This is a genomic window from Streptomyces sp. NPDC096176 (assembly GCF_044763255.1).
Lineage (GTDB): Bacteria > Actinomycetota > Actinomycetes > Streptomycetales > Streptomycetaceae > Streptomyces.
On sequence record NZ_JBIWFV010000004.1, the window covers coordinates 35,377 to 60,299 of the forward strand.

Genomic DNA, 24,923 nt, shown 5'->3' on the forward strand with positions numbered 1-24,923 from the left:
GAAGATCGCAGCGCAGTGAACTCCCCAGCATTTAAGTGTGTTTATCGGTGCGGGATGTTGACGTTTCGGATTGCTACGTTCGGCGGCCATGGACCAGCGAACGCGAACACAACCGGCAACTCCCGAGGTACGGCGAGCAAGGGCCGTTGTCATCGGCGTCTCCGCACTCGCCTTCACCGCCAAAATGGTCCTCGCCGCCCTGACGCGAGGACCGGCCGACGTTCGCTTCTTCGACGCCTTCGCCGCCGCGATCGCCCAGGTCGGACCGGTCCGCATCTACGAGCACCCGATGCCGCGGCTGCCCGTCTACAACCATCCGCCGCTCGCGAGCTGGATGCTTCTCGGGTTCGACGAACTGGAGAAACTCGGTATCGCGTTCGGCAGTCTGATCCGCACGCCCGCGTGCCTCGCGGATTTCGTGTCCGCCGTTCTCGTATTCGAGATCCTGCGCCGTCGCCGCTCCCTCGGGGCGGCCATGGCGTGCGGAATCGGATGTGCGCTCAGCCCTGTCCTTTTCGCCACGTCCGGATATCACGGCAACACCGATTCGGTCGCCATCATGTTCGCCGTCCTGGCGGCCTATCTGCTCGCCGACCGGCGCGCCCCGCTCGCCGCCGGTATCGCCGCCGCGCTCGCCGTGAGCGTCAAACTCATCCCGATCGTCGCCGTTCCCGCCCTCGTCGTCGCCGCCGCCCGCGCCGGCAGGCCGGCGCTGACCCGGCTCTGCGCGGGATTCGCTGCCGTTGCGCTGCTGTTGTGGGGGCCGGTGCTCGCCACCGTGCCCGTACCGCTGCGGGAGAAGGTCCTCGAATACGAGGGCGGGCGGGCCCGGCTGTGGGGATTTGTTCGCTTCTCCGACTGGGCGGGCGCGTCCGACTCGTTCATCCTCGCCCTGCACAGCGACTTCCACTTCGTCTTCGTGCTGCTGTGCATGGCCGCCGGTGCCTGGCTCGCCTGGGTGCGGCCCACCGCCCCCGCCTACGCGGTCGGCCTGTCGCTGACCCTGCTGCTCCTGCTCAGCACCGGATCGGCCGTCCAGTACCTGGCCTGGCCCGTCGTCGGCCTCTGCCTCTTCGGACTGTGGGAAGGCCTCGGTTACGGCGTCGTCGTCGGCATCGTCACCGTCTGCGTGTACTCCGGCGCCAGCGCCGTCAGCTGGAACGGCTGGGCGCTGCATCTCGCCGAGGCCGGCTGGCTGCTGCTCGCCGCCGGGATCGTGACCGGCCTGCGCAGAGTGCTCGCCGAACCGCCCGCAAGGGCACCGGACGAGCCGGTGCCCGTCGTGGCCCCACGCACCGAGAAGCCCTCCGCCTCCGCCTCATCGGTCAACTGACCGCACCGAAGACCCGCACCGACGAAAGAGTAGAGAAGCCCTCGTGAAGGAAAGCCCCAGCCCGCGGATCGGCATCCTTGTCGTGGCCTACAACGCCGAGTCGACGCTGGAGAAGACGCTCGACCGCATCCCCCAGGACTTCCGTTCCCGCATCGCCGAGATCCTCATCCTGGACGACGCGAGCAGCGACGAGACGTTCACCGCGGGCTGCCGCTGGTCGCAGCTGGAGGGCATGCCGCCGACCGTCGTCATGCGGCACACCAAGAACCTCGGCTACGGCGGGAACCAGAAGGCCGGCTACGCCCTGGCCGCCGAACGCGGACTCGACATCGTGGTGCTGCTGCACGGCGACGGCCAGTACGCCCCCGAGCTGCTGCCCGACATGGTCGCCCCCATCGAACGTGGCGAGTGCGAGGCGGTGTTCGGCTCCCGCATGATGCGTTCGGGCAGCGCCCTCCAGGGCGGCATGCCGTTCTACAAGTGGCTCGGCAACCGCGTCCTCACCCGCTTCGAGAACAGCCTCCTCGGTTCAGAACTCACCGAGTTCCACTCCGGCTACCGCGCCTACAGCGTCGCGGCGCTGCGCAGGCTGCCGATCGACCGGAACACCGACGCGTTCGACTTCGACACCCAGATCATCGTCCAGCTGCTCGACGCCGGGATGCGGATCAAGGAGATCCCCGTCCCCACCTACTACGGCGACGAGATCTGCTACGTCAACGGCATGCGCTACGCCAAGGACGTCGTCAAGGACGTCCTCGAATACCGCCTCGCGCTCAAGGGTTTCGGCACCTGCCCCTGGATCCCCAAGCCCGTCGAGTACGCCTTCAAGGAGGGCGACGGCTCGTCGCACTCCGCCATCCTCCGCATCCTGCGCTCGATGCCGCCCGGACGCGTCCTCGACGTCGGCTGCTCCGGCGGCCTGTTCGCCGAACGACTGGAGGACCTCGGGCACACCGTGACCGGTCTGGACTTCGTCGAGGTCCCCGGCGTCAGGGAGCGCTGCTCCGAATTCGTGCTGGCGAACCTGGAGGAGGGCCTGCCGCCGGACATCGGCGCCGACTACGACTACGTCGTCGCCGGTGATGTCATCGAGCACCTGTCCCGGCCGGAGCACGTACTGCGGGAGCTGCGCGAAGTGCTGCGCCCCGGCGGCCGGATGCTGTTGTCCGTGCCGAACTTCAGCCACTGGTACTCGCGGCTCCGGGTCGCCGTCGGCGCCTTCGGCTACGACCGGCGCGGCATCCTCGACGAGACCCATCTGCGCTTCTTCACCCGCAGCAGCCTGCGCCGCACCGTACGGGCCGCCGGCTTCGACCAGCTGCGGCTCACCTCGACCGGCGCGCCCTTCTGGTCCGTGCTCGGCGGCGGCCTCACCGCCAGGGCTCTGGGCGGAGTCTCCCGGCTCCTGACCCGCATGCGGCCGACACTCTTCGGCTACCAGTACGTCGCCGTGCTCACCCCGCACGCGGCGCAGACGATCGTCGCCGGGGAGCACATCGATGTCCAAGACATTCTCGACCGTCAGTATGTCCCGGCCGAGCAGGCCGGCCGCGTGGGCGTCGGAGCCTGACTCCCGGTTCCGACCGCCGGCCAGGAGGAAGACCTTGACCCTGCCCAGCCTGCTGCTGCTGCTCTTCGCGGTCTTCTCGTCGGCGGCCGGGCAGATCATGCTGAAACACGGCATGCGGTCGGCCGCCGCCGTGGCCGAGCACAGCGGCGGGTCGCTGGTGATGCGAGCCGCGACGACCCCGTGGGTCGTCGTCGGCCTCGTCGTCTTCGGCGTCTCCGCGGTCGCCTGGATGTCGACCCTGGCCCAGGTGCCGTTGAACGTCGCCTACCCGTTCAACGCCCTGGGCTATCTGCTGATCGTGCTGGCCAGTTCCACCGTGCTGCACGAGCGGACCTCGATGTGGACCTGGGCCGGCTCGCTGATGGTGGTGGCCGGCCTGGTCACGGTGATGGCCGGCCAGCAGCGCTGAGCGCGCCCTCCGGCGCGGTGCCGTGCGCCTGGCGGAGCACCGCCGCTTGATGGCGCTTTGCGGGCGGTGTCACGGGCAGCAGTTCCTCGCCCAGCAGCACATGGCGCACGACCCGTTCCGCGGCCCGGCCGTCGTCGAACGCGCAGAAGCGCGACCTGAAGGCCGCGCGCAGCTCGCGGTTGGCCTCGTTGTCCCAGGTGCCGTCGGAGAAGACCCGGATCAGCTCGTCCGTCGTACGGGTCACGGCGCCCGGTGTGTCGCCGGGCGCGCCGGAGAGCAGGTCGAAGCACACGCCGCGCACCGCGCGGTAGGTCTCCCAGTCGGGGGCGTGCACGACGATGGGCCGGTCGAGGTTGGCGTAGTCGAACATCGCGGACGAGTAGTCGGTGACGAGGGCGTCCGCCGCCAGGTACAGCTCCTCGGCCCACGGATGGCCGGAGACGTCGATGATGCCGGGGTGCGTGGCGAGCCCGCTGTCGTCGTGGAAGTAGTGGGCGCGGACCAGGAGCACGGTGTCCTCGCCCAGGGCGTCGGCGACGCGCTCCAGGTCGAGCCGGGAGGTGAAGGTCCGCTCGTAGTCGCGGAACGTCGGTGCGTAGAGCACGGCCCGCTGACCCGGCCGGACCGAGAGCGACTCGCGGACGGCGCGGATCCGCTCGGGTTCCGCGTCGACGAGGACGTCGTTGCGGGGATACCCCGTCTCCAGGTGCCGTACGGCGCTGGGATAGGCGCTCGCCCAGCACTCCGTCGAGTGCGGGTTGGAGGACAGACTCAGGTCCCAGCGGTCCACCCGGCGCAGCAGATCCTTGAAGTTCAGCCCCTGCGCGGCCGCCGGATACCAGTGCTGGCCCACTCCCATGACCTTCAGCGGCGTGCCGTGGTGGGTCATCACATGGATCTGGCCCCGGCGCTTGACGACCTGGTTGGGGAAGTTGACGTTGCTGAAGAAGTACGTGGCGCGGGCCATCACCGCCCAGTAGCGGCGCGTGCCCGGTACGACGTGATCGATGCCGGGCGGCAGTTCGGCGGCAGCCTTCTGCGACACCACCCACACACCGCGCACATGCGGTGCCAGCTCGGCCGCCTTGCGCTGGATGGCCGCCGGGTTGCAGCTCACGCCGCGGTTCCAGTAGGCGCTGTAGACGGCGAGCTTGCGGTTCAGCGGCAGCAGCCGCTGGAGCCGGTAGTGCAACGGAGAGAGCCGGCGCGCGAGCCGCTTGCGCAGCGCCGGCGTGACGGCCAGCAGCCCTCGGCGGGTCGCGAGCGCCGCGTCGAGGGCCCGAAGCCGCGCGGCCCGGCCGCCGGTGAGCAGCCGCAGCCGCAGGGCCGCGAGACCTCCGGGAGCCCGGTACTCGCGCGGCCGGTGGTCCCGGTGGAACGCGGCGACCGCGCGGACATACGCACGGCGGCGGGTGACCGTCGTGTACGTCTCCAGCAGCTCCTTCGCCACCAGGTCGAACAGCGGCGCGTGCACCGCGTGGAAGCCGGGTTCCCCCTGCAACGTGCCGAAGAGTTCGCCGAACTGCTCGACCACGTCGACCGGACGCACCGTGTCCTCCGGCTCGGCGAGCTCCGGCACGTACCGCTGCTGACGGTGTTCCACACAGGGAACGGGCAGCGCCGCGACGCTGCCCGCCGTCGTGAGCGTGCCGAGCGCGTACGTGCGGTCGCCGTACAGCCCCGGTGCGAACGACAGCTGCCCGGCCTCGTGGAACTCGCGGCGCACCGCGCGGTTCCAACTCACCGCGGCCACACCGAGCAACTCGGGGCGGTCGGCGAGCGTACAGACCTCCGTGCCGCCCATCTCCTTCAGCAACTGGAGGGACCGGCTGGGCTGGGGCGTGCCGCGGAACGGCGTACGGGCATGACCGAACAACAGCAGGTCCGGGTCCTGCGCGGCACGGAGCCGGTCGGCGATGCGCTGCAGCGCACCGGGCAGCAGGATGTGTGTGGCCTCCAGGAACAGCAGGTAGTCGCCCTTCGCCCGCTCGGCTCCCGCGGTGCGTCGGCCGTCGGAGCCCGCCGGCTCCGCCAGGTGGACGGCATGCACCCGAGGGTCACCGGCCGCGATCTCGTCGAGCAACTGCCCGGAGCCGTCCGGTGATCCGTCGGCCACCCCGATGATCTCGAAGTCTGCGAAGGACTGGGAGAGCACCGAGTTCAGGCACTCGCGCAGGCTTCCGCGCACACGACGGACGGGGACGACGACGCTCAGGCGGGGCATGGACACTCTTTCTCGCGTTCTGTCTGCTCTGGTTCAGGCGTGGGGTGCGGGGACGAGGCCACCGACGGCCTCGGGTGCGGCCTTGGGCACGGAGACGGCTGCAGATCCGGGCACCGCCTCGGGCACGACTTCCTTGGCGGGCGCCGGCACCGGCACTCGCGCCGGGGTGCGCTGTTCCTGCGGGACGACGACCGGCAGGCCCGCGGACTCGCCGAGGAACACCCGGCGCACGACGCGCTCGGCGGCGTTCCCGTCGTCGTACGGGCAGAAGCGCTCGCGGAACGCGGCCCGCAGCTGGGCCGAGCGTGAGCCGCGCCAGTGACCGGTGGCGAAGATGTCGATCAGCTCGTCCTCGGTGCGGGCGACCGCCCCCGGCGGACACTCCCGTACGTCGAAGTAGGTTCCGCGCGCCGCCTGGTAGGCGTCCCAGTCGCCGGTGTGCAGGACGATCGGCCGGTCGAGGCACGCGTAGTCGAACATCAGGGACGAGTAGTCCGTGATGAGCCCGTCGGAGGCCAGACACAGGGATTCGACGGACGAATGGCCGGAGACGTCGAGGACGCGGTGGGCGGCGGCGCCGGCGAGCGGCGCGTCGCTGAAGTAGTGGGCGCGGGTGAGGAGTACGAACCGCGGGCCGAGAGCGGCGGCCAGCCGTTCGACGTCGAGCGGCGGGGTCTGGCTGCGGCGGTAGTCGCGGTGGGTGGGCGCGTAGAGGATGGCGGTACGACCCTTCGGGATCCCGAGCGAGGCGCGCAGCCGTGCCACGTCCTCGGCGCCGGTGCGCTGGTACACGTCGTTACGCGGGTACCCGTACTCGAGCACGGTGCAGGCCGACGGGTACGCCCTCTCCCACACCAGCGTGGAGTGGCGGTTGGCGGAGAGCGAGTAGTCCCACTTGTCGACGTTCGCCAGCAGCTGTTCGAAATCCATGGAACGGGCGGCGGCCGGGCGCTCCTGAAGGTCGATGCCCATCGTCTTCAGCGGTGTGCCGTGGTGGGTCTGGAGCATGATCTGGCCGCGCCGCTTGACCAGGCGGCGGTCGAAGTTGACGTTGTTGACGAGGTACTTGGCGCGGGCCAGCGCCGACCAGTATGCGAACGTCCCCGGCCGGAGCCGCCGGGTCCCCGCCGGGACGGTGTGGTGGTGGGCCTCCTGCGCGATCCAGGCCGTGCGGACGTGCGGGACAAGCTCGCGCACCTTCTCCTCGATCGCCGCCGGATTGCAGGAGTAGCCGCGGTTCCAGTACGCGGCGAAGACCGCCAGGTCCGAGCGGACCGGGAGCTGCAGCTGGATGCGGTAGTGCACCCGCAGGGCGGCGGCGAGCAGCACACGGCGGGCGCGCCCCGCGACACGCCGGGTGCGGGAGCGCAGCAGGTCGGCCGCCCACAGCGCACGGTAGACGCGGTGGCCGCCGCTGCGGATCAGCCCATGGCGCAGCCGGCCGCGCAGGGCGGGCGCGGCGCCCGGGGCGCGGTGTCGGCGGCAGTGCGCCCGGGCCCGGCGGAAGAACTCGGCCCGGCTGCCGCGCGGCAGCCGGCCGCGGGCGGTGGCCAGCGTCGAGAAGTGGTCGATCATGCGGCGGTAGAGGACCGGCTTCCAGTGCGCGAGCGCCGGCCGTGCGTCGAGGAACGCGAACACGCGGTCGTACTGGTCGAAGATGTCGAAGTGCTTGCGGCTGGTCGTGGCGAGGATGTTGCCGCCCTGGCGGCGCTGGCGGTAGTGCACGCAGACCCGGTCCAGCGTGGTGATGGTGGACGCGGCGAGCAGGGCGGGATAGGTCCAGGGGGTGTCCTCGTAGTAGCCGGGCGGGAAGGCGAAGCCCTCGCGCTCGACGAACTCCCGCTTGTACGCCTTGTTCCAGACCACCATGAGTAGGTGGAGCAGGCCCGGGCGGTCGTCGAGACGGAAGACAGCCGGTCCCTGATCGGTCAGCAGCGAGGCGAACGTGTTCCGGGCGACCTCGCCCGTCCAGTACGTGCGGGCGTAGTCGTAGATCAGGAGGTCGGGGTTTTCGGTCTCCTCGAGCCGGTCGGCGATGGCCGCGAGGGCGCCGGGGACGAGGCTGTCGTCGCTGTCGAGGAAGAGGAGGTACTCGCCGCTCGCACGGGCGAGGCCCGCGTTGCGCGCCTGCCCGAGGCCGACGTTCGCGGGGAGGTGGACGGCCCGCACGCGGGGGTCGCGCGCCGCGAACTCGTCGATGATCGCACCGCAGGCGTCGGGCGAGCAGTCGTCGACCGCGATCAGCTCGAAGTCGGAGAAGGTCTGTGTCAGCACCGAATCCAGGCATTCATGCAGGTAGGCCTGAACCTTGAACGCGGGCACGATGACGCTGAACCGGGGCACGTCACATCCATGGGTCGGCGCGGGCAGATGGCCCGAAAACGGCCAATGGGGTGACTTGGTTACGCCGCACGTGGCATACGGGGGACGAACACGTAGTGGCGGCCCGATTACGGGGTAACCGGGCCGCCGTCCTTCGCACGTTCTTGTGTCAGCCGGTCACTTGACGGCACCCGCCATGACACCGGAGACGAACTGCCGCTGGAAGGCGAAGAACACCGCCAGCGGAATGATCATCGACACGAACGCGCCGGGCGCGAGCACGTCGATGTTGTTGCCGAACTGCCGTACCTGACGCTGGAGCGCGACGGTGATCGGCGCACTGTCGGAGTCCGCGAAGATCAGCGCGACCAGCATGTCGTTCCACACCCACAGGAACTGGAAGATGCCGAGCGAGGCGATCGCCGGGCCGCCCAGCGGCATCACGACCCGGGTGAACAGCCGGATCTCACCGGCGCCGTCGAGCCGGGCCGCCTCCAACAGCTCACGCGGGATCTCCGCGAAGAAGTTCCTCAGCAGGAAGATCGCAAAGGGCAGACCGAACGCGACATGGAAGAGGACCACACCGATCGTCGTCTCGAAGATCCCGATCACACCGAAGAGTTCCGACACGGGAACGAGGGCGACCTGCACCGGCACCACCAGCAGCCCCACCACGACCATGAACCACCAGTCGCGGCCGGGGAACTCCATCCAGGCGAAGGCGTACCCGGCGAGTGCGCCTATGACCACGACGAGCACGGTGGCCGGGACGGTGATCATCACCGTGGAGAGGAGCGAGTCGGTGATCGCCTGGTTCTCCAGCAGCCGTGAGTAGTTCTGGGTGGTGAGCTCGGCAGGGGCGCTGAACACCTTCCACCAGCCGCTCTCCGCGATGTCGCCGCTGTCGCGCAGGGAGGAGAGCAGCAGGCCGATGGTGGGCATCAGCCAGAACAGGGCGGCCAGGACCAGGAAGACCCGCAGCACCCCGCCGCCGGTGCGGGCCGCGATCCGGGTGGCGAGGGAGTGCTTCGCCCCGGCCCGGGCGCCGGCCTTCGCCGTGGTGTCGGTCGCGCTCATCGCCGGGTCTCCCTTCGCATCCTGCGAATACTGCTGTGCCTGCCCGGGGGGTGACCCCCGGACCCCCGGCAGAGGGCGGGTGCGTTGCGGTGGGAGCTCATCGCCGGGTCTCCCTTCGCATCCTGCGAATGTTGAAGAACATCACCGGCAGCACCAGCAGAAGCAGCAGTACCGCGATCGCACTGCCCAGGCCCAGATCCGCGTCGGTGCCGAACGAGGAGCGGTAGAGCTGGAGCGCGAGGACGTTCGCGTCGTCCTGGGAGGAGCCCGGCGCGATGATGAAGACCAGGTCGAAGATCTTCAGCACGTTGATCATCAGCGTGACCAGGACGACCGCGAGCACGGGCGCCAGCAGCGGCACCGTGATCCTGCGGAACACCTGCCACTCGTTCGCGCCGTCGACGCGGGCCGCCTCCATGAGTTCGCGGGGCACACTCGCCAGACCTGCCGCGATCAGCACCATCGCGAAGCCCGCCCACATCCACACGTAACTGCCGATGATCGCCGGGGTGACCAGGTTCGGTCCCAGCCAGTTGACGCCGTTGTACGGCTCGCGGAAGTTCTCGGCGGGCAGCCGCAGCAGTGCGCCGTCCGCGGAGGCCGGGAGCGTGAACGTCCCGTCGGCTCCGGCGCGGGTGTCCGCGACGACCTTGCCGTCCTTGACCGCCTCCACCTTGATGCCCTTGAGCCCGAGCTCCTCGGTGTCGACGACGTTCGGCTTGCCGCCGCCGCCCCGGGTGAAGTCGAGCCACGCCGTGCCGTGGATCTTCCCGTCGCCCGTCCCGGCCGCCTTCGCCGGCTCGGCGTCCGACGGCATCTTCGCGGGTGCGACACCGACCAGGGGTATCTGTACCGGAGTTCCGGCGGTCACCGGTTCCTTGGTGACGAACGCACCGCCCGCGGCGGGTTTCAGCGGATGCACCGGCAGAGGACGGGCCCGCGGAAAACCGGCCGACTCGGAGAACGTGTCATGCACGCCCACCCAGACGGCGTTGGCCACACCGCGCTCCGGGTCCTGCTCGTACACGAGCCGGAAGATGATGCCCGCGGCGAGCATCGAGATCGCCATCGGCATGAAGACGAGCAGCTTGAACGCGGTTCCCCAGCGGACCCGTTCGGTGAGCACGGCGAAGATGAGGCCGAGGGCTGTGGAGACCGTCGGCGCGACGACGACCCAGATCGCGTTGTTCTTGACCGCGGTGAGGATGGTGTCGTCGGTGAAGATCTCCACATAGTTGCCGAGCCCGGCGAAGCCGCTGCCCGACTGGTCGAAGAAGGAGCGGTAGAGGGAGTACCCGATCGGGTAGACCACGAGCGCGCCCAGCAGCACCAGTGCGGGCAGCAGAAAACCGGCCGCCACCAACTTACGTGTGCCTGTCACGCTCTTGCGCTTGTCGGCGGGGGGCGTCGGACGAGCCGGGCCCCCCGCTGTCACGGCCGACACGACGTCAGCTCTTGTATGCCTTGGCCGCTTCCGACTCCAGCTTCTGCTGAGTGCCGGCGACGTCCTTCGGGTTCTTCAGGAAGTCCTGGAGGATCTTCCACTCGCCCTTGCCGGGCGTTCCGCCGAACGACTGCGGCATCTGGTCCGACATGTCGAAGCGGAAGTCGTCGCCCGACGCGATCAGCGCTTTCGCGATCTCACGCTGCACGTCGTTCGGGTACGCGGCCACGTCCAAGGACTTGTTGGGCGAGATGAACCCGCCGGCCGCCGCCTGGATGGCCGCCGCGTCGGGCGAGGCCAGGAAGGTCAGCAGCGCCTGCGCGCCCTTGCTGTCCTTCAGCGCCACCGCGGCGTCCCCACCGGTCACCACCGGCGGCTTCGCCCCGACGGCCGGGAACGGAAAGACCTTGGCGTCCGTACCGATCTTGGCGTCTGTCTGGCCGATGTTGACGGTCACGAAGTCGCCCTCGAAAACCATCGCCGCCTTGGGGGCGTCGCCGCCGCTGAACGTCTGGGTCACAGACGCGGGGAACTCCGTCTGGAGTGCGCCGTCCGTACCGCCCGCGATCAGGCTCGGCTTGCCGAACAGCTCGCCCAGCGTGGTCAGCGCGTCCTTCACCGACGGGTCGGTCCACTTGATCTCGTGCTTGGCCAACTGGTCGTACTTCTCCGGGCCCGCCTGGGAGAGGTAGACGTTCTCGAACCAGTCGGTGAGGACCCAGCCGTCGGCGCCGGCGATCGAGACCGGCGTGACGCCCGACGCCGAGACCGTCTCGGCCGTCGTCAGGAACTCCTTCCAGGTCTTCGGCGCCGTTGCCCCCGCGTTCTCGAAAACGGTGTTGTTGTACCAGATCAGGGACTTGTTGGCGGCCTTGTAGTAGACGCCGTACTGCGTGCCGTCGACGGCGCCGAGGTCCTGCCAGGCCTTCGCGTAGTTCTTCGCGAGCTGCGCCTTGGCCTCCGGCCCGACGGGCTTGGCCCACTTGCGCGCCACGGCCTGCTGGATCGCGCCGACCTGGGGCAGCATCGCCACGTCCGGCGGACTGCCGCCCGCGATCTTCGTACCGAGGAAGTTGACGATCGGGTCCTGCGCCGGGACAAAGGTGACCGTCGCGCCCGTGCGCTTCTCGAACTCGTCGAGAACCTTGGTGAAGTTCTCCTGCTCCGGGCCGCTCCAGACGGCGGCGACCTCGATCTTCTCGCCGTTCAGCTTGGGCAGCTGGACCGACGCGGGCTTCTCGGTGCCCTTCGTCGGGCCGCCGTCACCCGGCTCGTCGCCGTCCTTGTCGCCGCCACATCCGGCAAGTGCGAGCGCGCCGATCGCCGCGAACACCACTGCGGCCCTGCCCGTACGAAGAGTTCTGTGCATCACTGCCCCGTCTCTGCCGTGCGCTGCTGTCCCGTGTATCTGTTGCGAGTCAGTCCTGTTGCCGGGCCGTCGCCGGTCCGTCCGACAGGTCTACGCCCGCGGTTCGGGTGTCGCAATACCGCCCCCGGCGGCAATCACCCTTTCGTGATGCCCTTGTGACGTGATGTCAGGTCAAACCGGCCGGGCGGCCGGGAGCACTCCCGGGTCGTGCGGTAGCGCCCCGGCGCGGTCCGTCGATCAGGAATGCGCCGGGGTCAGCGGCGCGACGGGTGCCGCGTCCACCGATCGTGCCGCCCGCTCCAGGGCACTCGCCAGCAGCGCCAGGTCCGTCGGTCCGTTGCCCAGCTCCCGCACGGGGCGGCGGGTGGGTGGATCGCCCATCCGCTCCCACTCGAGCGGAACCACAGTGGGTCGCAAGGTCGCCGTTCGCGGAATGCGCCCGGTCACCCGCCCGCTCTGGAACGGCGTCACCCGCCCGTCTGGATGCCCCAGCCTGCCCCGGCCGGGCGCCGGATCGTCCGGCCCGGGCGCCACCGGCGGCGCCTCCAGTACGACCCGCAGCCGCGCCCCCTCGGCCAGCAGTGTGTCCGAGGTGCGGTCCGGTCGCGACGACGTCGCCACCAGATGTACTCCGAGGCGACCGCCGTCCCTGGCCACCGCCTCCAGGGCCCGCACGACGGAACCGGCCGCCGGCCGACCGGGGCTGCCCAGCGCCGGCGCCACCAGCGCGTCGAAATCGTCGACGAGGACCACCAGACGCGGCAGCGGGTCCGGCTCCTGGCTCCTCGTGCGCCCCCCGGGCCGGAGCCTGAGCGTCCCCGAGGACGGCGAGTCCAGATCGCCGCGCTGCTCGGCGGGGCTCGGCCCGCGCTGGCCGACCATGCGGTCCGCAACCTCGCGTCGCGTACGCCACTCGGCGAAGTCCTCACCGTCGAGCAGCTCCGCGCGCCGCTTCAGCTCGGCGCCCAGCGCCTGCGCGAACGCCCGCATCCGCACCGGGTCGCTCGCCACCAGGTGCTCCGTCACATGCGGCAGCTCGGTGCAGACCGCCAGGCCCTCGCCGCGCCCGCCGCCCGCCCCGTCGACCAGCAGCAGGCCGAGCCGGTCCGGACGGCCGGCCGCCGCGAGCGACGCGGCGACGGAGCGGAGCAGTTCCGTACGGCCGCAGCCCGCCGGGCCCTCGATCAGTAGATGCGGGCCCTCCTCGGCCAGATCGACGGCCAGCGGACCCCGGGGGCCCGCCCCGAGGACCAGGGTGCCGTCGCAGGCCGACGCCCAGCGCGCCATCAGCGACGCCGGGGTGGCGCGGGCCAGCTCCAGCTCGTCCAGCAGCCGGGCGGACTGCGGCAGCACCGCGGCCCTGCCCGGGTGCACACCGGCGCCCTCGGCGCGCAGCGGGGCCAAAGCCCTGCCGAACCGCTCCGCCCAGGCCGCGGACACCGCGTCCACCACGCCCACGGTGCCGTGGCCGACCGGCCGGCCGCCCGCCACCCGCATCAGCCGCAGCGCCGTGGCCACGTCCCCGCTCAGCAGGGCGACCGCCCCGCACTCCCGGAAGGGCAGCGAGGCGGCGCAGGCCGACTCGTACGTCGCGGCGACGGGGGACGACGGGGTGGCCGCGGGCGTCTCCGCCAGACAGATCAGGTGGATGCCGGCGGCCCAGCCGACCTCGGCCAGCCGGGCCGTCGTCTCGCGCAGCGCGGCGGAACCGGGGTCCCCGTCGACGATGACCACGGTGCGCGGCCCGCTGTGGCGGGAGGCGGCGTCCGTGACGGCCCACCGCTCGGCGCTCGGCCAGCCGGTGCCGAGCGGGCCCTCGTCCAGGCGGCGCGTCAGCTCCGAGGTGCGGGCGACCGCCTGGTCGCGGTCGTAGGCGAGAAGCAGTCGGCAGTCCTGACCGTGCGCCGGGCGCAGATGCGGCAGCCAGCCCAGCCAGGACCATTCGCTCCTGCGCTCCTCGAGGGTGCGGGTGCGGTCCGTAGTGATGAGCACGATCTCGAGGTCGCCCGGTGAGTGCAGCGCGGCGAGCTGGGCGACGGCGGACCGGGCGAGGCCCGCGAGGCGCGCGCGGGGGCCGGCGAGCCCGAGGGAGCCTGCCTCGCGCAGGGCGACCGTCACGGGCACGGACGGCAGCTCGGCGCGCTCGGCAGTGCCGAGCCTGAGGACGAGGGACTCAGGGTGCTCGGCACCCCGTTCCCACAGCCGGGGGCCGGGGCCGAGCGCGGTGAGCAGGACGGCCGCGGGATCGGGCCAGCTCTCCACGGCGGGCGCTGACGCGGTGAGCGCCGGAGCGGCCGCACCACTCTCCTCGGACGCCGCCCCGCTCCGCCCGCCGGTGAACCGTCGCGCCCAGGCACCTATGCCGCGCTTTCGCTGGGTGCGCTGCGGGTGCGGCACGCCAGGCCCGTCAGGGGTACGGCCGTGCGACTCGCCGCCCTGCTCTTCGGAGCCGGCTGTGCCCGACGCGTACTGCGCGGGAACCCGCGGGGCGGCGTCCCCGGGCGGGCTCTGCATGTGGTGCGTCGCCGCCGACCCGGTGTGCCCGAACGGCGCGTCCGGGGCGGTGGCTTCGCCCGCCGGGCTCGCGGTGCCGTCGGTGCGGAGGGTCGCGCCTGTGGCGCCGTGAACGCCGGCAGCGGCGTCCGGGCGTGACCGCGTACCCGTCGATGCCGGGGCGTCTTGGGCGTCGTGGGCGTCCGCGGCGGCCCAGGAGGGCACCGGTCGGGCGCCGCCGTGGTGCGACGATCGGGCGGGAGTGCCCGTGCGGCCGGCATCGAAGGCCCGCCCATGATCTTCCGGGCCGCCTCCGGGCGTCCGCGCCCCGTCGCCGGGTGAGGCGGCCGGGCTGTGGTCCGCGCGGCCCGGGACGCGGAGGTGGCCCTCGCCGTCCGGGGCGGTGGGGAGGGCCGGCGGCGGGGCTCCGGTGGACAGGCGGAGGGTGGACTCGCCCAGGCGCAGCAGCGCTCCGGCCGGGAGGCGGACCGGGCGGCTTTCCACAGGGGTGCCGTCGACCGTGGTGCCGTTCGTGGAACCGAGGTCGGACACCGTGACCCGGCCGTCGTCCTCGACCGTCACCGCACAGTGGAGCCGGGAGACGTCGGGGTCGTCGAGCGGCACGTCGGCGTCGGCGGACCGGCCGATGCCGACCCGGCCGCCGTGCAGCAGGTGGACGCCGCCCGCGTCGGGCCCGGCGACCACATGGAGCTGCGCGAAGACGTCCGTCCCGTGCGCCTCGTCCTCGGCCGGTGACTGCAGGGCCAGCACGGCCCCGTCCACCAGAGGCGGCTCGCCCAGGGTGCGGCGCTGCGGATCGAGGCGCTCCTGGCCCGCGTACAGCACAACGGTGCCGGAGACGTCGGGACCGGAGACGGCCGCGGCGAGGCCTGAGGCCACCGCGGCGAGCGCCGTCCCCGCGGGCGCGGTGACGATCACGTCGCAGGGGCGCCCGGGGGCCCCCGACGGTCCGCCGCGCGGCGCGAGAACAGTCAGCCGGATCTGCATCGCCGTCAGCCATCCCTTCTGCGCGGGGTACCCGGCAGGGGAGTGCCCTGATCGCCCCCGCCCGGCAGGTCGGCACGCGCCACGGGTCTCCCTCCCCACAGCTCCGTGCTGAGGGCATCCTCGCATCCGCCACTGACAACACGCCCGCCCCCCACCGGTAATTGATCTTGACCGGTCGACCCGCGGAACACATCACGAACAAATCGGGGGCAAATCCGGAAGGAAAAACTCCAGGCCGGGTCAGTTGGGCATGCCGTCCGTACTTACGGACGGCACCGATCGTGATGTTCAGTGCGCGCGGGCCCGGCAACCATCCGTACGATGCCCGCGTCTGTTCTTCGAACAGGGGCGACCGGAAGGACACCCCCTAAAGTGGGACGGAGACCCGGCGGGCCGAAGATCGTCCGATGGACCGGGACCCATGTGAGGATCACGATCAGCAGGGAGCGCATGACGTGCGGCCGGTAGGCAGCAAGTACCTGCTCGAGGAGCCGCTCGGGCGCGGCGCCACGGGCACCGTCTGGCGAGCCCGTCAGAGGGAGACCGCGGGCGCCGAGGCGGCCGTCGCGGGTCAGCCCGGTGAGACCGTCGCGATCAAGGTCCTCAAGGAGGAGCTCGCGAACGACGCGGACGTGGTGATGCGCTTCCTCCGGGAACGCTCCGTCCTGCTGCGTCTCACCCACCCGAACATCGTCCGCACCCGCGACCTCGTCGTGGAGGGCGACCTCCTCGCCCTCGTCATGGACCTGGTCGACGGCCCGGACCTGCACCGCTATCTGCGCGACAACGGCCCGCTCACCCCGGTCGCCGCCTCGCTCATGACGGCCCAGATCGCGGACGCGCTCGCCTCCAGCCACGCCGACGGGGTCGTGCACCGCGACCTGAAGCCGGCGAATGTGCTGCTCAAGACGGACGCCGACGGCCAGATGCACCCGATGCTCACCGACTTCGGCATCGCGCGCCTCGCCGACTCCCCGGGCCTGACCCGGACGCACGAGTTCGTCGGCACGCCCGCGTATGTCGCCCCCGAGTCCGCTGAGGGACGTCCGCAGACCTCCGCCGTGGACATCTACGGCGCGGGCATCCTGCTGTACGAGCTGGTCACCGGGAGGCCCCCGTTCGCGGGCGGCACGGCTCTCGAGGTGCTGCACCGTCACCTCAGCGAGGAGCCCCGCCGCCCCACGACCGTCCCCGAGCCGCTGTGGACGGTCATGGAGCGCTGCCTGCGCAAGGAGCCCTCGGAGCGGCCCAGCGCCGAGAACCTCGCCCGCGGCCTGCGCACGGTCGCCGCAGGCATCGGCGTGCACTCGAACGCCACCCAGGTCGACGCCGCCCTCGGCGTCGCCGCGCTGCTCGGACCCGACCTGTCACCGGCCCCGGTTCCCGGGACGCCGGGCGCCGCCGACCCCACCCAGGTCCTGCCGAACACCGGTGGCGGCAACCCGGCCTACGACCCTTCCGCCGCGACCAGCGTCATGCCGCAGACCGGCCCGTCCGGCGGCACGGCGGACCCGACCGCCGTGATGCCGCCCGTGCCGCAGGGTCAGCCGGGTCCGGAGGACCCGCACCCCTGGCAGTCGCAGCTCCGTGCCGCCCGGGACCGCAACGAGCAGACCCAGGTCCAGTACCTCGACCCGAGCCAGGACCCGCTGCGCCGCCGGCCGCAGCGCCAGGCCCCGCAGCAGCCGCCGCAGCGGCAGCAGCACCGCCCCCAGCCGCAGCCGTACGCGCCGGCGCCGCAGCAGCACCAGCCGCAGCGCCGTCAGTACGCACCGCCGCCACAGCAGCAGCAGTACGCACCCCCGCAGCAGCCGCCGCCCCAGCAGCCCGCGCAGCGTCCGCCCCGCCAGCCGAGGCAGCGGGCGAACCCCATGCGGATCCCGGGGCTCGGCTGCCTCAAGGGCTGTCTGTTCACGGTGCTGCTGTTCGTCGTGGCCGGCTGGCTGATCTGGGAGCTCACACCGCTGCAGGACTGGGTCGCGCAGGGCAAGAGCTACTGGGACGCGATCGGCGACGGCATCTCCGCGGTCACGAACTGGATCTCGGAGCTCGCCTCGGCCAAGGACACCGCCGATCAAGTCGGTAACCAGTAGTAACTCTGTCGTTTTGTCGACTTCTGCGGGCCGATTTATTCCGCAGAAGTGGAGGTTGGTGTCATCCGGGGCACACAGGCCCCGGATGCCCGCGTACGTTGTGGGGCAACGCCAGCCGCTGAGGGAGCAGTCTTGGCACGGAATATCGGCAGCCGGTACACGGCCCACCAGATCCTGGGGCGGGGCAGCGCCGGCACGGTGTGGCTCGGCGAAGGACCCGAGGGCCCCGTGGCCATCAAGCTTCTTCGCGAGGACCTCGCCTCCGACCAGGAACTGGTCGGGCGCTTCGTGCAGGAGCGCACCGCCCTGCTCGGGCTCGACCACCCCAACGTCGTCGGCGTCCGCGACCTCGTCGTCGACGGCAACGACCTCGCGCTCGTCATGCAGCTCGTGCGGGGCACCGATCTGCGTACGCGCCTGGACCGTGAGCGCCGCCTCGCGCCGGAGGCCGCGGTCGCGATCATCGCGGACGTCGCCGACGGCCTGGCCGCCGCCCACAGGGCGGGTGTGGTGCACCGGGACGTCAAGCCGGAGAACATCCTGCTCGACATGGAGGGCACGCTCGGGCCCGCCGGCGCCCACCCCGCGCTCCTCACCGATTTCGGCGTCGCCAAGCTGATCGACACCCCCCGCCGGACCAAGGCGCAGCGCCCCACCGGCACCGGCGCGCCCAACCCGTCGGGAATCATCGGCACCCCCGACTACATCGCGCCCGAGATCGTCGAGGGCCTGCCGCCCCGCGCCGCGGTCGACATCTACGCCCTGGCCACGGTCCTCTACGAGCTCCTGGCCGGTTTCACCCCCTTCGGCGGCGGGCACCCGGGCGCGGTCCTGCGCCGCCACGTCACCGAGACCGTGGTGCCGCTGCCCGGCATCCCCGACGAGCTGTGGCAGCTCGTCGTCCAGTGCCTGGCCAAGGCGCCCGCGTCCCGGCTGCGCGCCTCCGAGGTGGCGTCCCGGCTGCACGACCTGCTCCCGATGCTGGCGGGCATGCCGCCCCTGGACGTCGACGAGCCCGACGCGGAGCCGGCCGCCGAGCCGTACGAGGACACCGTGCGGCCCGCCACGGGGGAGCCCCGCCGACGCGGCGCCGTCCCGCTCGTCCCGGGCGCGGCTCCCGCGGACTCCAACCGCGACACCCACACCTCGATGCGCGTCCCCGCCCCCGACGAGCTCGCCGGCGGCGCCCACGGCACCGCCAGGGCCCCGCGCTCCCCGGGCCAACGCCGCCCGGGCTCGGCCCGCAACAGGTCCACCGCCGTGCGCAGGCGGCGCATCACGCTCTCCGTCGCGGCTCTAGCGGTGGCCGCGGCGGTCGGCGTCGGCGGCTGGCTGGCCACGAGCGACGACGACAGCCCCGCGCCCCCGAGGGATTCCCAGCAGTCGGCGCCCTCGGACCCCTAGGACCTCTCGTCCGGATCCGGCTCGCATGTCCCGGCATCCTGCCGCGAGAGGCCCCGGACGATCTGCGGGCGGTCGGGGCCATCACGGGTCCGTCCGCTCAGCCGTTACGCTGGACCCGTGGCAGTCGTCGATGTATCCGAAGAGCTGAAGTCCCTTTCCTCGACCATGGGGTCGATCGAGGCCGTTCTGGACCTTGACAGGATGAGGGCGGAGATCGCCGTGCTCGAGGAGCAAGCGGCGGCACCGTCCCTCTGGGACGACCCCGAAGCGGCACAGAAGATCACCAGCAAGCTCTCGCACCTGCAGGCCGAGGTCCGCAAGACGGAGGCGCTCCGCGGCCGTATCGACGACCTCGAGGTGCTCTTCGAGCTCGCGGAGGCCGAGGACGACCCGGACACCCGTGCCGAGGCCGAGACCGAGCTGGAGTCGGTGCGCAAGGCGCTGGACGAGATGGAGGTCCGTACCCTCCTCTCCGGCGAGTACGACGAGCGCGAGGCGCTGGTCAACATCCGCGCCGAGGCCGGCGGCGTCGACGCCGCGGACTTCGCCGAGCAGCTCCAGCGCATGTATCTGCGCTGGGCCGAGCGGCACAACTACGGCACCGAGGTCTACGAGACGTCGTACGCGGAAGAGGCCGGCATCAAGTCGACCACCTTCGTCGTCAAGGCGCCCTACGCGTACGGAACGCTCTCCGTCGAGCAGGGGACGCACCGGCTGGTGCGCATCTCGCCCTTCGACAACCAGGGCCGCCGCCAGACCTCCTTCGCGGGCGTCGAGGTGCTGCCCGTCGTGGAGAAGACCGACCATGTCGAGATCGACGAGTCCGAGCTGCGCGTGGACGTGTACCGCGCCTCCGGGCCCGGCGGCCAGGGCGTCAACACCACCGACTCCGCGGTGCGGTTGACGCACATCCCCACCGGCATCGTCGTCTCCTGCCAGAACGAGCGCTCGCAGATCCAGAACAAGGCGAGCGCGATGAACGTCCTGCAGGCGAAGCTGCTCGAGCGCCGCCGCCAGGAGGAGCAGGCCAAGATGGACGCCCTCAAGGGCGACGGCGGCAACTCCTGGGGTAACCAGATGCGTTCGTACGTGCTGCACCCGTACCAGATGGTCAAGGACCTGCGCACCGAGTGCGAGGTGGGCAATCCGCAGGCGGTGCTCGACGGTGAGATCGACGGCTTCCTCGAAGCCGGAATTCGCTGGCGCAAGCAGCAGGAGAAGTAGCGAAGCGCTTTGTCGACAAGGGAACTGCCGCCTACGGGGCGGCAGTTCCCTTTTATGTCACAGTTGCATCCCCGCAGGTCAGGCAACTGACAGTATTTCGGACATCGCGTCCGCTAATGACCTTGACGCTGCTGCGAAAACTGGGAATCGTGGCGCGCGGCATGCGTGTTTATGGGGCGTGTGCGAACGGGGGCCACAGAGCAACGGCCCCTGAACCGCTGCCCCTGACGCTGCTCCGACAACGAGATAGCTACTGGGGGTAGCAGCCAGATGACCAAGAAGACGCGGATCCGTGTCGCGCGTATAGCCGCCGGCGCCGTGATCGCCGCGGGTGCGTCGCTGACCGCCGCAGGCGCCGCGAGCGCCGTCGGGATCGGGATCGACGTCGGCCCCGTCGAGGTGTCCGCCAACGCCGATGAGAACGGCATCGACGCGGGTATCGGCATCAACGAGGGCGAGCCCTGCGAGATCGACCCGACGCTCTGTGAGGAGCCGGAGGAGCCTCCGACCGAGGAGCCTCCGACCGAGGAGCCTCCCACGGAGGAGCCTCCGACGGAGGAGCCTCCCACGGAGGAGCCTCCGACGGAGGAGCCGCCCACCGAGGAGCCTCCGACCGAGGAGCCGCCCACCGAGGAGCCTCCCACGGAGGACCCGGACCCGACCGAGGACCCGGACCCGACGCCCACCGACGACACCGGTAACGACAACGACACCGACGGTGGCGTCATCGACGGTGACGCCCCGATCGGCGGCGACGGCACCGACACCGACAACGCCGGCTCCGAGCCGGTCCAGCAGGGCGAGGCCAAGGAGGAGCTGGCGGAGACCGGCGCCGCCGAGACCACGTTCCTGCTGATCGGTGCCGCGACGATGATCGCCGGTGGCATCGGCTTCCGTATGCTGCCGCGTCTCGTCGGCGGTGGCCGCACCGTTGCCTAAGCGGCACGGTCGTAACCGACACAGCCCGTAACGGCACGGTCGGTGACGAAGTTGCAACGAGAAGGGCCCGGAGTGCTCAGCACTCCGGGCCCTTCTTCGACCGTGGGCGGACCGTCAGACGGTCTGATGTGCCAGCAGGGCCACTGCGGCCACCAGGACCACCAGTAGGGCCAGCAGGGCCGCCGGGCTGAGCCCGGCAAAGGGGCCTTCCTGCTGGAGCCGCTGGCGATTGGCTCGGCACACAGGGCAACGGCCTTCGGCCACGGGGGCCGCGCAGCTGGCGCACACCAACCGGTCATAGGTCATGCGCTCTCCTCCTCCCGCTCCCGCGCGCCGGGGCCGCAGAAGCGGACCGCAAGCACATTTCTCTCCCGACAACGCCCAGGGAAACGCGACTGTTCCCCTACCACTGTGCCAGCTCGCGCGCTTTTCGGCGCGGCCCGCCGGATTACACCCGATCCGCGAACGGACAAAACGCGCAATTCAGGACGTCGACTGCGCGGCCGCGGCGCAGTCGCGTAAGGTCACGCACACCTACTCCCGGCCGACCGTGGTGCACCCGTGATCCGATTCGACAACGTCTCCAAGACCTATCCCCGGCAGAACCGACCTGCCCTGCGCGACGTCTCCCTCGAAATCGAGAAGGGCGAGTTCGTCTTCCTCGTGGGCTCGTCCGGTTCCGGCAAGTCGACGTTCCTGCGGCTGGTCCTGCGCGAGGAGCGCGCCAGTCAGGGCCTGGTCCATGTCCTCGGCAAGGACCTGGCCCGGCTGTCCAACTGGAAGGTGCCGCAGATGCGCCGCCAGCTGGGCACCGTGTTCCAGGACTTCCGCCTGCTGCCCAACAAGACCGTCGCGGAGAACGTGGCGTTCGCCCAGGAGGTCATCGGCAAACCGCGGGGTGAGATCCGCAAGGCCGTGCCCCAGGTGCTCGACCTCGTGGGCCTCGGCGGCAAAGAGGACCGGATGCCGGGTGAGTTGTCGGGCGGTGAGCAGCAGCGTGTGGCCATCGCCCGTGCCTTCGTCAACCGGCCGATGCTGCTGATCGCGGACGAGCCGACGGGAAACCTCGACCCGCAGACGTCCGTCGGCATCATGAAGCTGCTCGACCGGATCAACCGGACAGGTACCACCGTGATCATGGCGACTCACGACCAGAACATCGTCGACCAGATGCGCAAGCGCGTCATCGAGCTCGAGAAGGGCCGTCTCGTACGCGACCAGGCACGCGGCGTCTACGGCTACCAGCACTGAGCCCGGACAGGAAAGGCTGAAAGCACGCCATGCGCGCCCAGTTCGTCATGTCGGAGATCGGCGTCGGTCTCCGCCGCAATCTCACGATGACCTTCGCGGTGATCGTCTCCGTCGCCCTCTCGCTCGCCCTGTTCGGCGGTGCGCTGCTCATGCGTGAGCAGGTCAGCACCATGAAGGACTTCTGGTACGACAAGGTCAACGTCTCGATCTTCCTCTGCAACAAGAACGACGCGGCGACGTCGCCCCAGTGTTCCAAGGGCGCCGTCACCACGGCGCAGAAGGAGCAGATCGAGTCCGACCTCAGTGAGATGGCCGTCGTCGACACGGTCCACCACGAGACGGCCGAACAGGCCTACAAGCACTACCGCGAGCAGTACGGCGACACCCCCATCGCGTCCACGATCACCCCGGACCAGATGCAGGAGTCGTTCCGGGTGAAGCTGGACGACCCGGAGAAGTACAAGGTGGTGGCGACGGCATTCGCCGGCCGGGACGGCGTGCAGTCGGTCCAGGACCAGCGCAACATCCTGGAGAATCTCTTCTCCTTGATGAACGGCATGAACGTGGCCGCGATCTTCGTGATGGGCCTGATGCTGATCATCGCGCTGATGCTGATCGTCAACACCGTGCGTGTCTCGGCGTTCAGTCGTAGGCGTGAGACCGGGATCATGCGGCTCGTCGGCGCCTCGAGCTTCTACATCCAGATGCCGTTCATCATGGAAGCCGCGTTCGCGGGCCTGTTGGGCGGTGTGGCCGCCTCCGTGATGCTGCTGGCGGGACGTTATTTCCTGATCGACAACGGCCTGGCGCTCTCGGAGAAGATGCAGCTCGTCAACTTCATCGGCTGGGACGCGGTGGTCTCCGTGCTGCCTCTGGTGCTGGTCATCAGTCTGTTGATGCCCGCTGTGGCCGCTTTCATCGCATTGCGCAAGTACCTGAAGGTGTGACAAGCGCCCCGGGGCGCCGCACGGTCAACGTCCGTACGGCGCCTTTGGCTTGTCCTAGAGTGGACGCCATGTCGGGCCCCGAGTTCAGTCCCCGGCCCCACGGCATCGGCCGCGGGGCTGCCCTGACTTTGGTCTTCGGAGTCGTCCTCGCCGCCGCCGCGGTCACCAACTGCCTGCCGCACGAAGAGCACACCTCGCCCCGCCCCCTCTCCGCCCGTGCCGCTGCCGCGACCGTCGACCGGGAGGACGTGGCACGCGCCGCCGCGCAGGCGGCGGCCGAGGGCAAGTCCGGGACGAAGGCGGCCGAGGAGGTCGTCAGCCGCAGCGGTGACCGCTGGGGCGCGGTGTACGACAAGCAGGAGTACGAGGAGTTCCGCAAGGCCCTCGACGGCGAGTACACCGGCGTCGGCCTCGGCGCCCGGCGCGCCGGTGACGGCCGTGTCGAGGTCGCCAAGGTGCAGCCCGGCGGCCCTGCGGCGCGGGCCGGCATCAGGGCCGGCGACCGGCTCCGGACGATCGACGGGCAAAAGGTCGCCGGACGGCCGGTCACCGAGGTCGTGACCCTGCTGCGCGGCGGCAACGGCACCGGCGTGACCCTGGGCCTCGAGCGCGACGGGCGCCGCTGGACCGAGACCCTCACCCGGGCCGTGCTGACCACAGAGACGGTCACCGTCGAGCAGCTTCCGCACGGGGCCGTCCTGATCAAGGTGACCTCGTTCACCAAGGGCTCCGGCAAGCGGGTGCGGGAGGCGGTGCGCGAGGCCCCCGCGCGCGCCGGTGTCCTGCTCGACCTGCGCGGGAACGAGGGCGGCCTGGTCTCCGAAGCGGTCACCGCCGCGTCGGCCTTCCTCGACGGCGGCCTGGTCGCCACGTACGACGTGCGCGGCGAGCAGCTCGCGCTCTACGCGGAACGGGGCGGTGACACCGACCGGCCCGTGGTGACGCTCGTCGACGCCGGCACGATGAGCGCCGCCGAGATCGTCACCGGGGCGCTCAAGGACCGCGGCCGGGCCGTGACGGTCGGTACACGCACCTTCGGCAAGGGCTCGGTGCAGATGCCCAGCCGCCTGCCCGACGGCTCGGTCGCCGAGCTCACCGTCGGCCACTACCGCACTCCGTCGGGTCACAGTGTCGACAACAAGGGCATCACTCCCGACCTGGTGACGGGCGAGGGAGCGGAGAAGCGGGCCCAGACAGTATTGAGTGGCCTCGGGGGCGGGTCGTAGTGCGAAAATGACCGCACTATGGCAAAGGAAACAGGGCGCAAACTGATCGCGCAGAACAAGAAGGCGCGGCACGACTACCACATCCTCGACACCTACGAGTGCGGTCTCGTGCTGATGGGCACCGAGGTGAAGTCGCTGCGTCAGGGACGGGCCTCGCTCGCGGACGGCTTCGTCCAGATCGACGGCAACGAGGCCTGGCTGCACAACGTCCACGTGCCCGAGTACAGCCAGGGCACCTGGACCAACCACAGCGCCCGCCGCAAGCGGAAGCTGCTGATGCACCGGGAGGAGATCGACAAGCTCGAGTCGAAGTCGCAGGAGACCGGGCACACCATCGTGCCGCTGGCGCTGTACTTCAAGGACGGCCGGGCGAAGGTCGAGATCGCGCTCGCCAAGGGCAAGAAGGAGTACGACAAGCGTCAGACGCTGCGCGAGAAGCAGGACCGTCGCGAGGCGGACCGCGCGATGTCGGCGGTCCGGCGTAAGCAGCGGTCGTAGCCGAACGGAATAAGCTGGCACCTTCGTGCGTTGGTCACGTACGATGGCACCTGCCTCTCAAGGGGGGCACACCCCTTCGGGGGTTTGAA

General features: G+C 70.8%; 18 protein-coding genes. 11 read left to right on the forward strand and 7 right to left on the reverse strand.

Annotated elements, in window-relative coordinates:
* The first annotated feature begins 88 nt into the window (after positions 1-88).
* The 3 genes from ACIQ7Q_RS11960 to ACIQ7Q_RS11970 are packed head-to-tail and all read left to right on the forward strand — an operon-like array spanning position 89 to position 3,315.
* Complete coding sequence (locus tag ACIQ7Q_RS11960) at positions 89-1,333, forward strand: hypothetical protein (protein ID WP_403859241.1); 1,245 nt, start codon at positions 89-91, stop codon at positions 1,331-1,333.
* 43 nt (positions 1,334-1,376) lie between these two features.
* A complete protein-coding gene (locus ACIQ7Q_RS11965; RefSeq protein WP_403859243.1) occupies positions 1,377-2,906 on the forward strand; it encodes a methyltransferase domain-containing protein in 1,530 nt (509 codons plus the stop codon).
* A 34-nt stretch (positions 2,907-2,940) separates the two neighbouring features.
* The gene (locus ACIQ7Q_RS11970) at positions 2,941-3,315 is read left to right on the forward strand and encodes a hypothetical protein (RefSeq protein WP_356631761.1); all 375 of its coding nucleotides are present in this window, start codon (positions 2,941-2,943) and stop codon (positions 3,313-3,315) included.
* Here the strand turns inward: ACIQ7Q_RS11970 and ACIQ7Q_RS11975 are convergent.
* The 6 genes from ACIQ7Q_RS11975 to ACIQ7Q_RS12000 form a co-directional block, all read right to left on the reverse strand.
* Positions 3,287-5,539, reverse strand: coding sequence for a bifunctional glycosyltransferase family 2 protein/CDP-glycerol:glycerophosphate glycerophosphotransferase (locus ACIQ7Q_RS11975; protein ID WP_403859245.1), 2,253 nt, complete (start codon positions 5,537-5,539; stop codon positions 3,287-3,289). The genes ACIQ7Q_RS11970 and ACIQ7Q_RS11975 overlap by 29 nt on opposite strands.
* A gap of 33 nt (positions 5,540-5,572) precedes the next feature.
* Positions 5,573-7,882, reverse strand: a complete 2,310-nt coding sequence (locus tag ACIQ7Q_RS11980) for a CDP-glycerol glycerophosphotransferase family protein (protein ID WP_403859247.1) — start codon at positions 7,880-7,882, stop codon at positions 5,573-5,575.
* Between the two features lie 156 nt (positions 7,883-8,038).
* A complete protein-coding gene (locus ACIQ7Q_RS11985; RefSeq protein ID WP_403859249.1) occupies positions 8,039-8,938 on the reverse strand; it encodes a carbohydrate ABC transporter permease in 900 nt (299 codons plus the stop codon).
* 97 nt (positions 8,939-9,035) lie between these two features.
* Positions 9,036-10,382 (reverse strand): carbohydrate ABC transporter permease, encoded by a 1,347-nt coding sequence (locus tag ACIQ7Q_RS11990; RefSeq protein ID WP_403859251.1) that lies wholly within the window; start codon positions 10,380-10,382, stop codon positions 9,036-9,038.
* A gap of 4 nt (positions 10,383-10,386) precedes the next feature.
* Positions 10,387-11,751: an ABC transporter substrate-binding protein gene (locus ACIQ7Q_RS11995; protein WP_403859253.1), complete on the reverse strand. Its 1,365-nt coding sequence runs from the start codon at positions 11,749-11,751 to the stop codon at positions 10,387-10,389.
* A gap of 237 nt (positions 11,752-11,988) precedes the next feature.
* A complete protein-coding gene (locus tag ACIQ7Q_RS12000; protein WP_403859255.1) occupies positions 11,989-15,252 on the reverse strand; it encodes an FHA domain-containing protein in 3,264 nt (1,087 codons plus the stop codon).
* 455 nt (positions 15,253-15,707) lie between these two features.
* Here ACIQ7Q_RS12000 and ACIQ7Q_RS12005 point away from each other — a divergent pair, with 455 nt between their 5' ends.
* The 4 genes from ACIQ7Q_RS12005 (at position 15,708) to ACIQ7Q_RS12020 (ending at position 20,912) form a co-directional block, all read left to right on the forward strand.
* Positions 15,708-17,345, forward strand: coding sequence for a serine/threonine-protein kinase (locus tag ACIQ7Q_RS12005; RefSeq protein WP_403859257.1), 1,638 nt, complete (start codon positions 15,708-15,710; stop codon positions 17,343-17,345).
* 132 nt (positions 17,346-17,477) lie between these two features.
* On the forward strand, positions 17,478-18,749 hold the full coding sequence (locus ACIQ7Q_RS12010) for a serine/threonine-protein kinase (protein WP_403859259.1): 1,272 nt from the start codon (positions 17,478-17,480) through the stop codon (positions 18,747-18,749).
* Between the two features lie 117 nt (positions 18,750-18,866).
* A complete protein-coding gene (prfB, locus tag ACIQ7Q_RS12015) occupies positions 18,867-19,973 on the forward strand; it encodes a peptide chain release factor 2 (RefSeq protein ID WP_403859261.1) in 1,107 nt (368 codons plus the stop codon).
* A gap of 270 nt (positions 19,974-20,243) precedes the next feature.
* Entirely contained in the window at positions 20,244-20,912 is a 669-nt protein-coding gene (locus ACIQ7Q_RS12020) for an LPXTG cell wall anchor domain-containing protein (protein ID WP_403859263.1), read from the forward strand.
* Positions 20,913-21,026: 114 nt separating this feature from the next.
* On the opposite strand, the gene ACIQ7Q_RS12025 is transcribed toward ACIQ7Q_RS12020, so the two are convergent.
* Positions 21,027-21,218, reverse strand: a complete 192-nt coding sequence (locus tag ACIQ7Q_RS12025; protein ID WP_356631783.1) for a hypothetical protein — start codon at positions 21,216-21,218, stop codon at positions 21,027-21,029.
* 255 nt (positions 21,219-21,473) lie between these two features.
* Between ACIQ7Q_RS12025 and ftsE the strand changes: the two genes are divergently transcribed.
* The 4 genes from ftsE (at position 21,474) to smpB (ending at position 24,834) form a co-directional block, all read left to right on the forward strand.
* Complete coding sequence (ftsE, locus tag ACIQ7Q_RS12030; protein WP_389226477.1) at positions 21,474-22,163, forward strand: cell division ATP-binding protein FtsE; 690 nt, start codon at positions 21,474-21,476, stop codon at positions 22,161-22,163.
* A gap of 29 nt (positions 22,164-22,192) precedes the next feature.
* On the forward strand, positions 22,193-23,110 hold the full coding sequence (gene ftsX, locus ACIQ7Q_RS12035; protein WP_403859266.1) for a permease-like cell division protein FtsX: 918 nt from the start codon (positions 22,193-22,195) through the stop codon (positions 23,108-23,110).
* A gap of 68 nt (positions 23,111-23,178) precedes the next feature.
* Entirely contained in the window at positions 23,179-24,336 is a 1,158-nt protein-coding gene (locus tag ACIQ7Q_RS12040) for a S41 family peptidase (RefSeq protein ID WP_403859268.1), read from the forward strand.
* Between the two features lie 18 nt (positions 24,337-24,354).
* Positions 24,355-24,834, forward strand: a complete 480-nt coding sequence (smpB, locus tag ACIQ7Q_RS12045) for an SsrA-binding protein SmpB (protein WP_356631789.1) — start codon at positions 24,355-24,357, stop codon at positions 24,832-24,834.
* Positions 24,835-24,923: the final 89 nt, after the last annotated feature.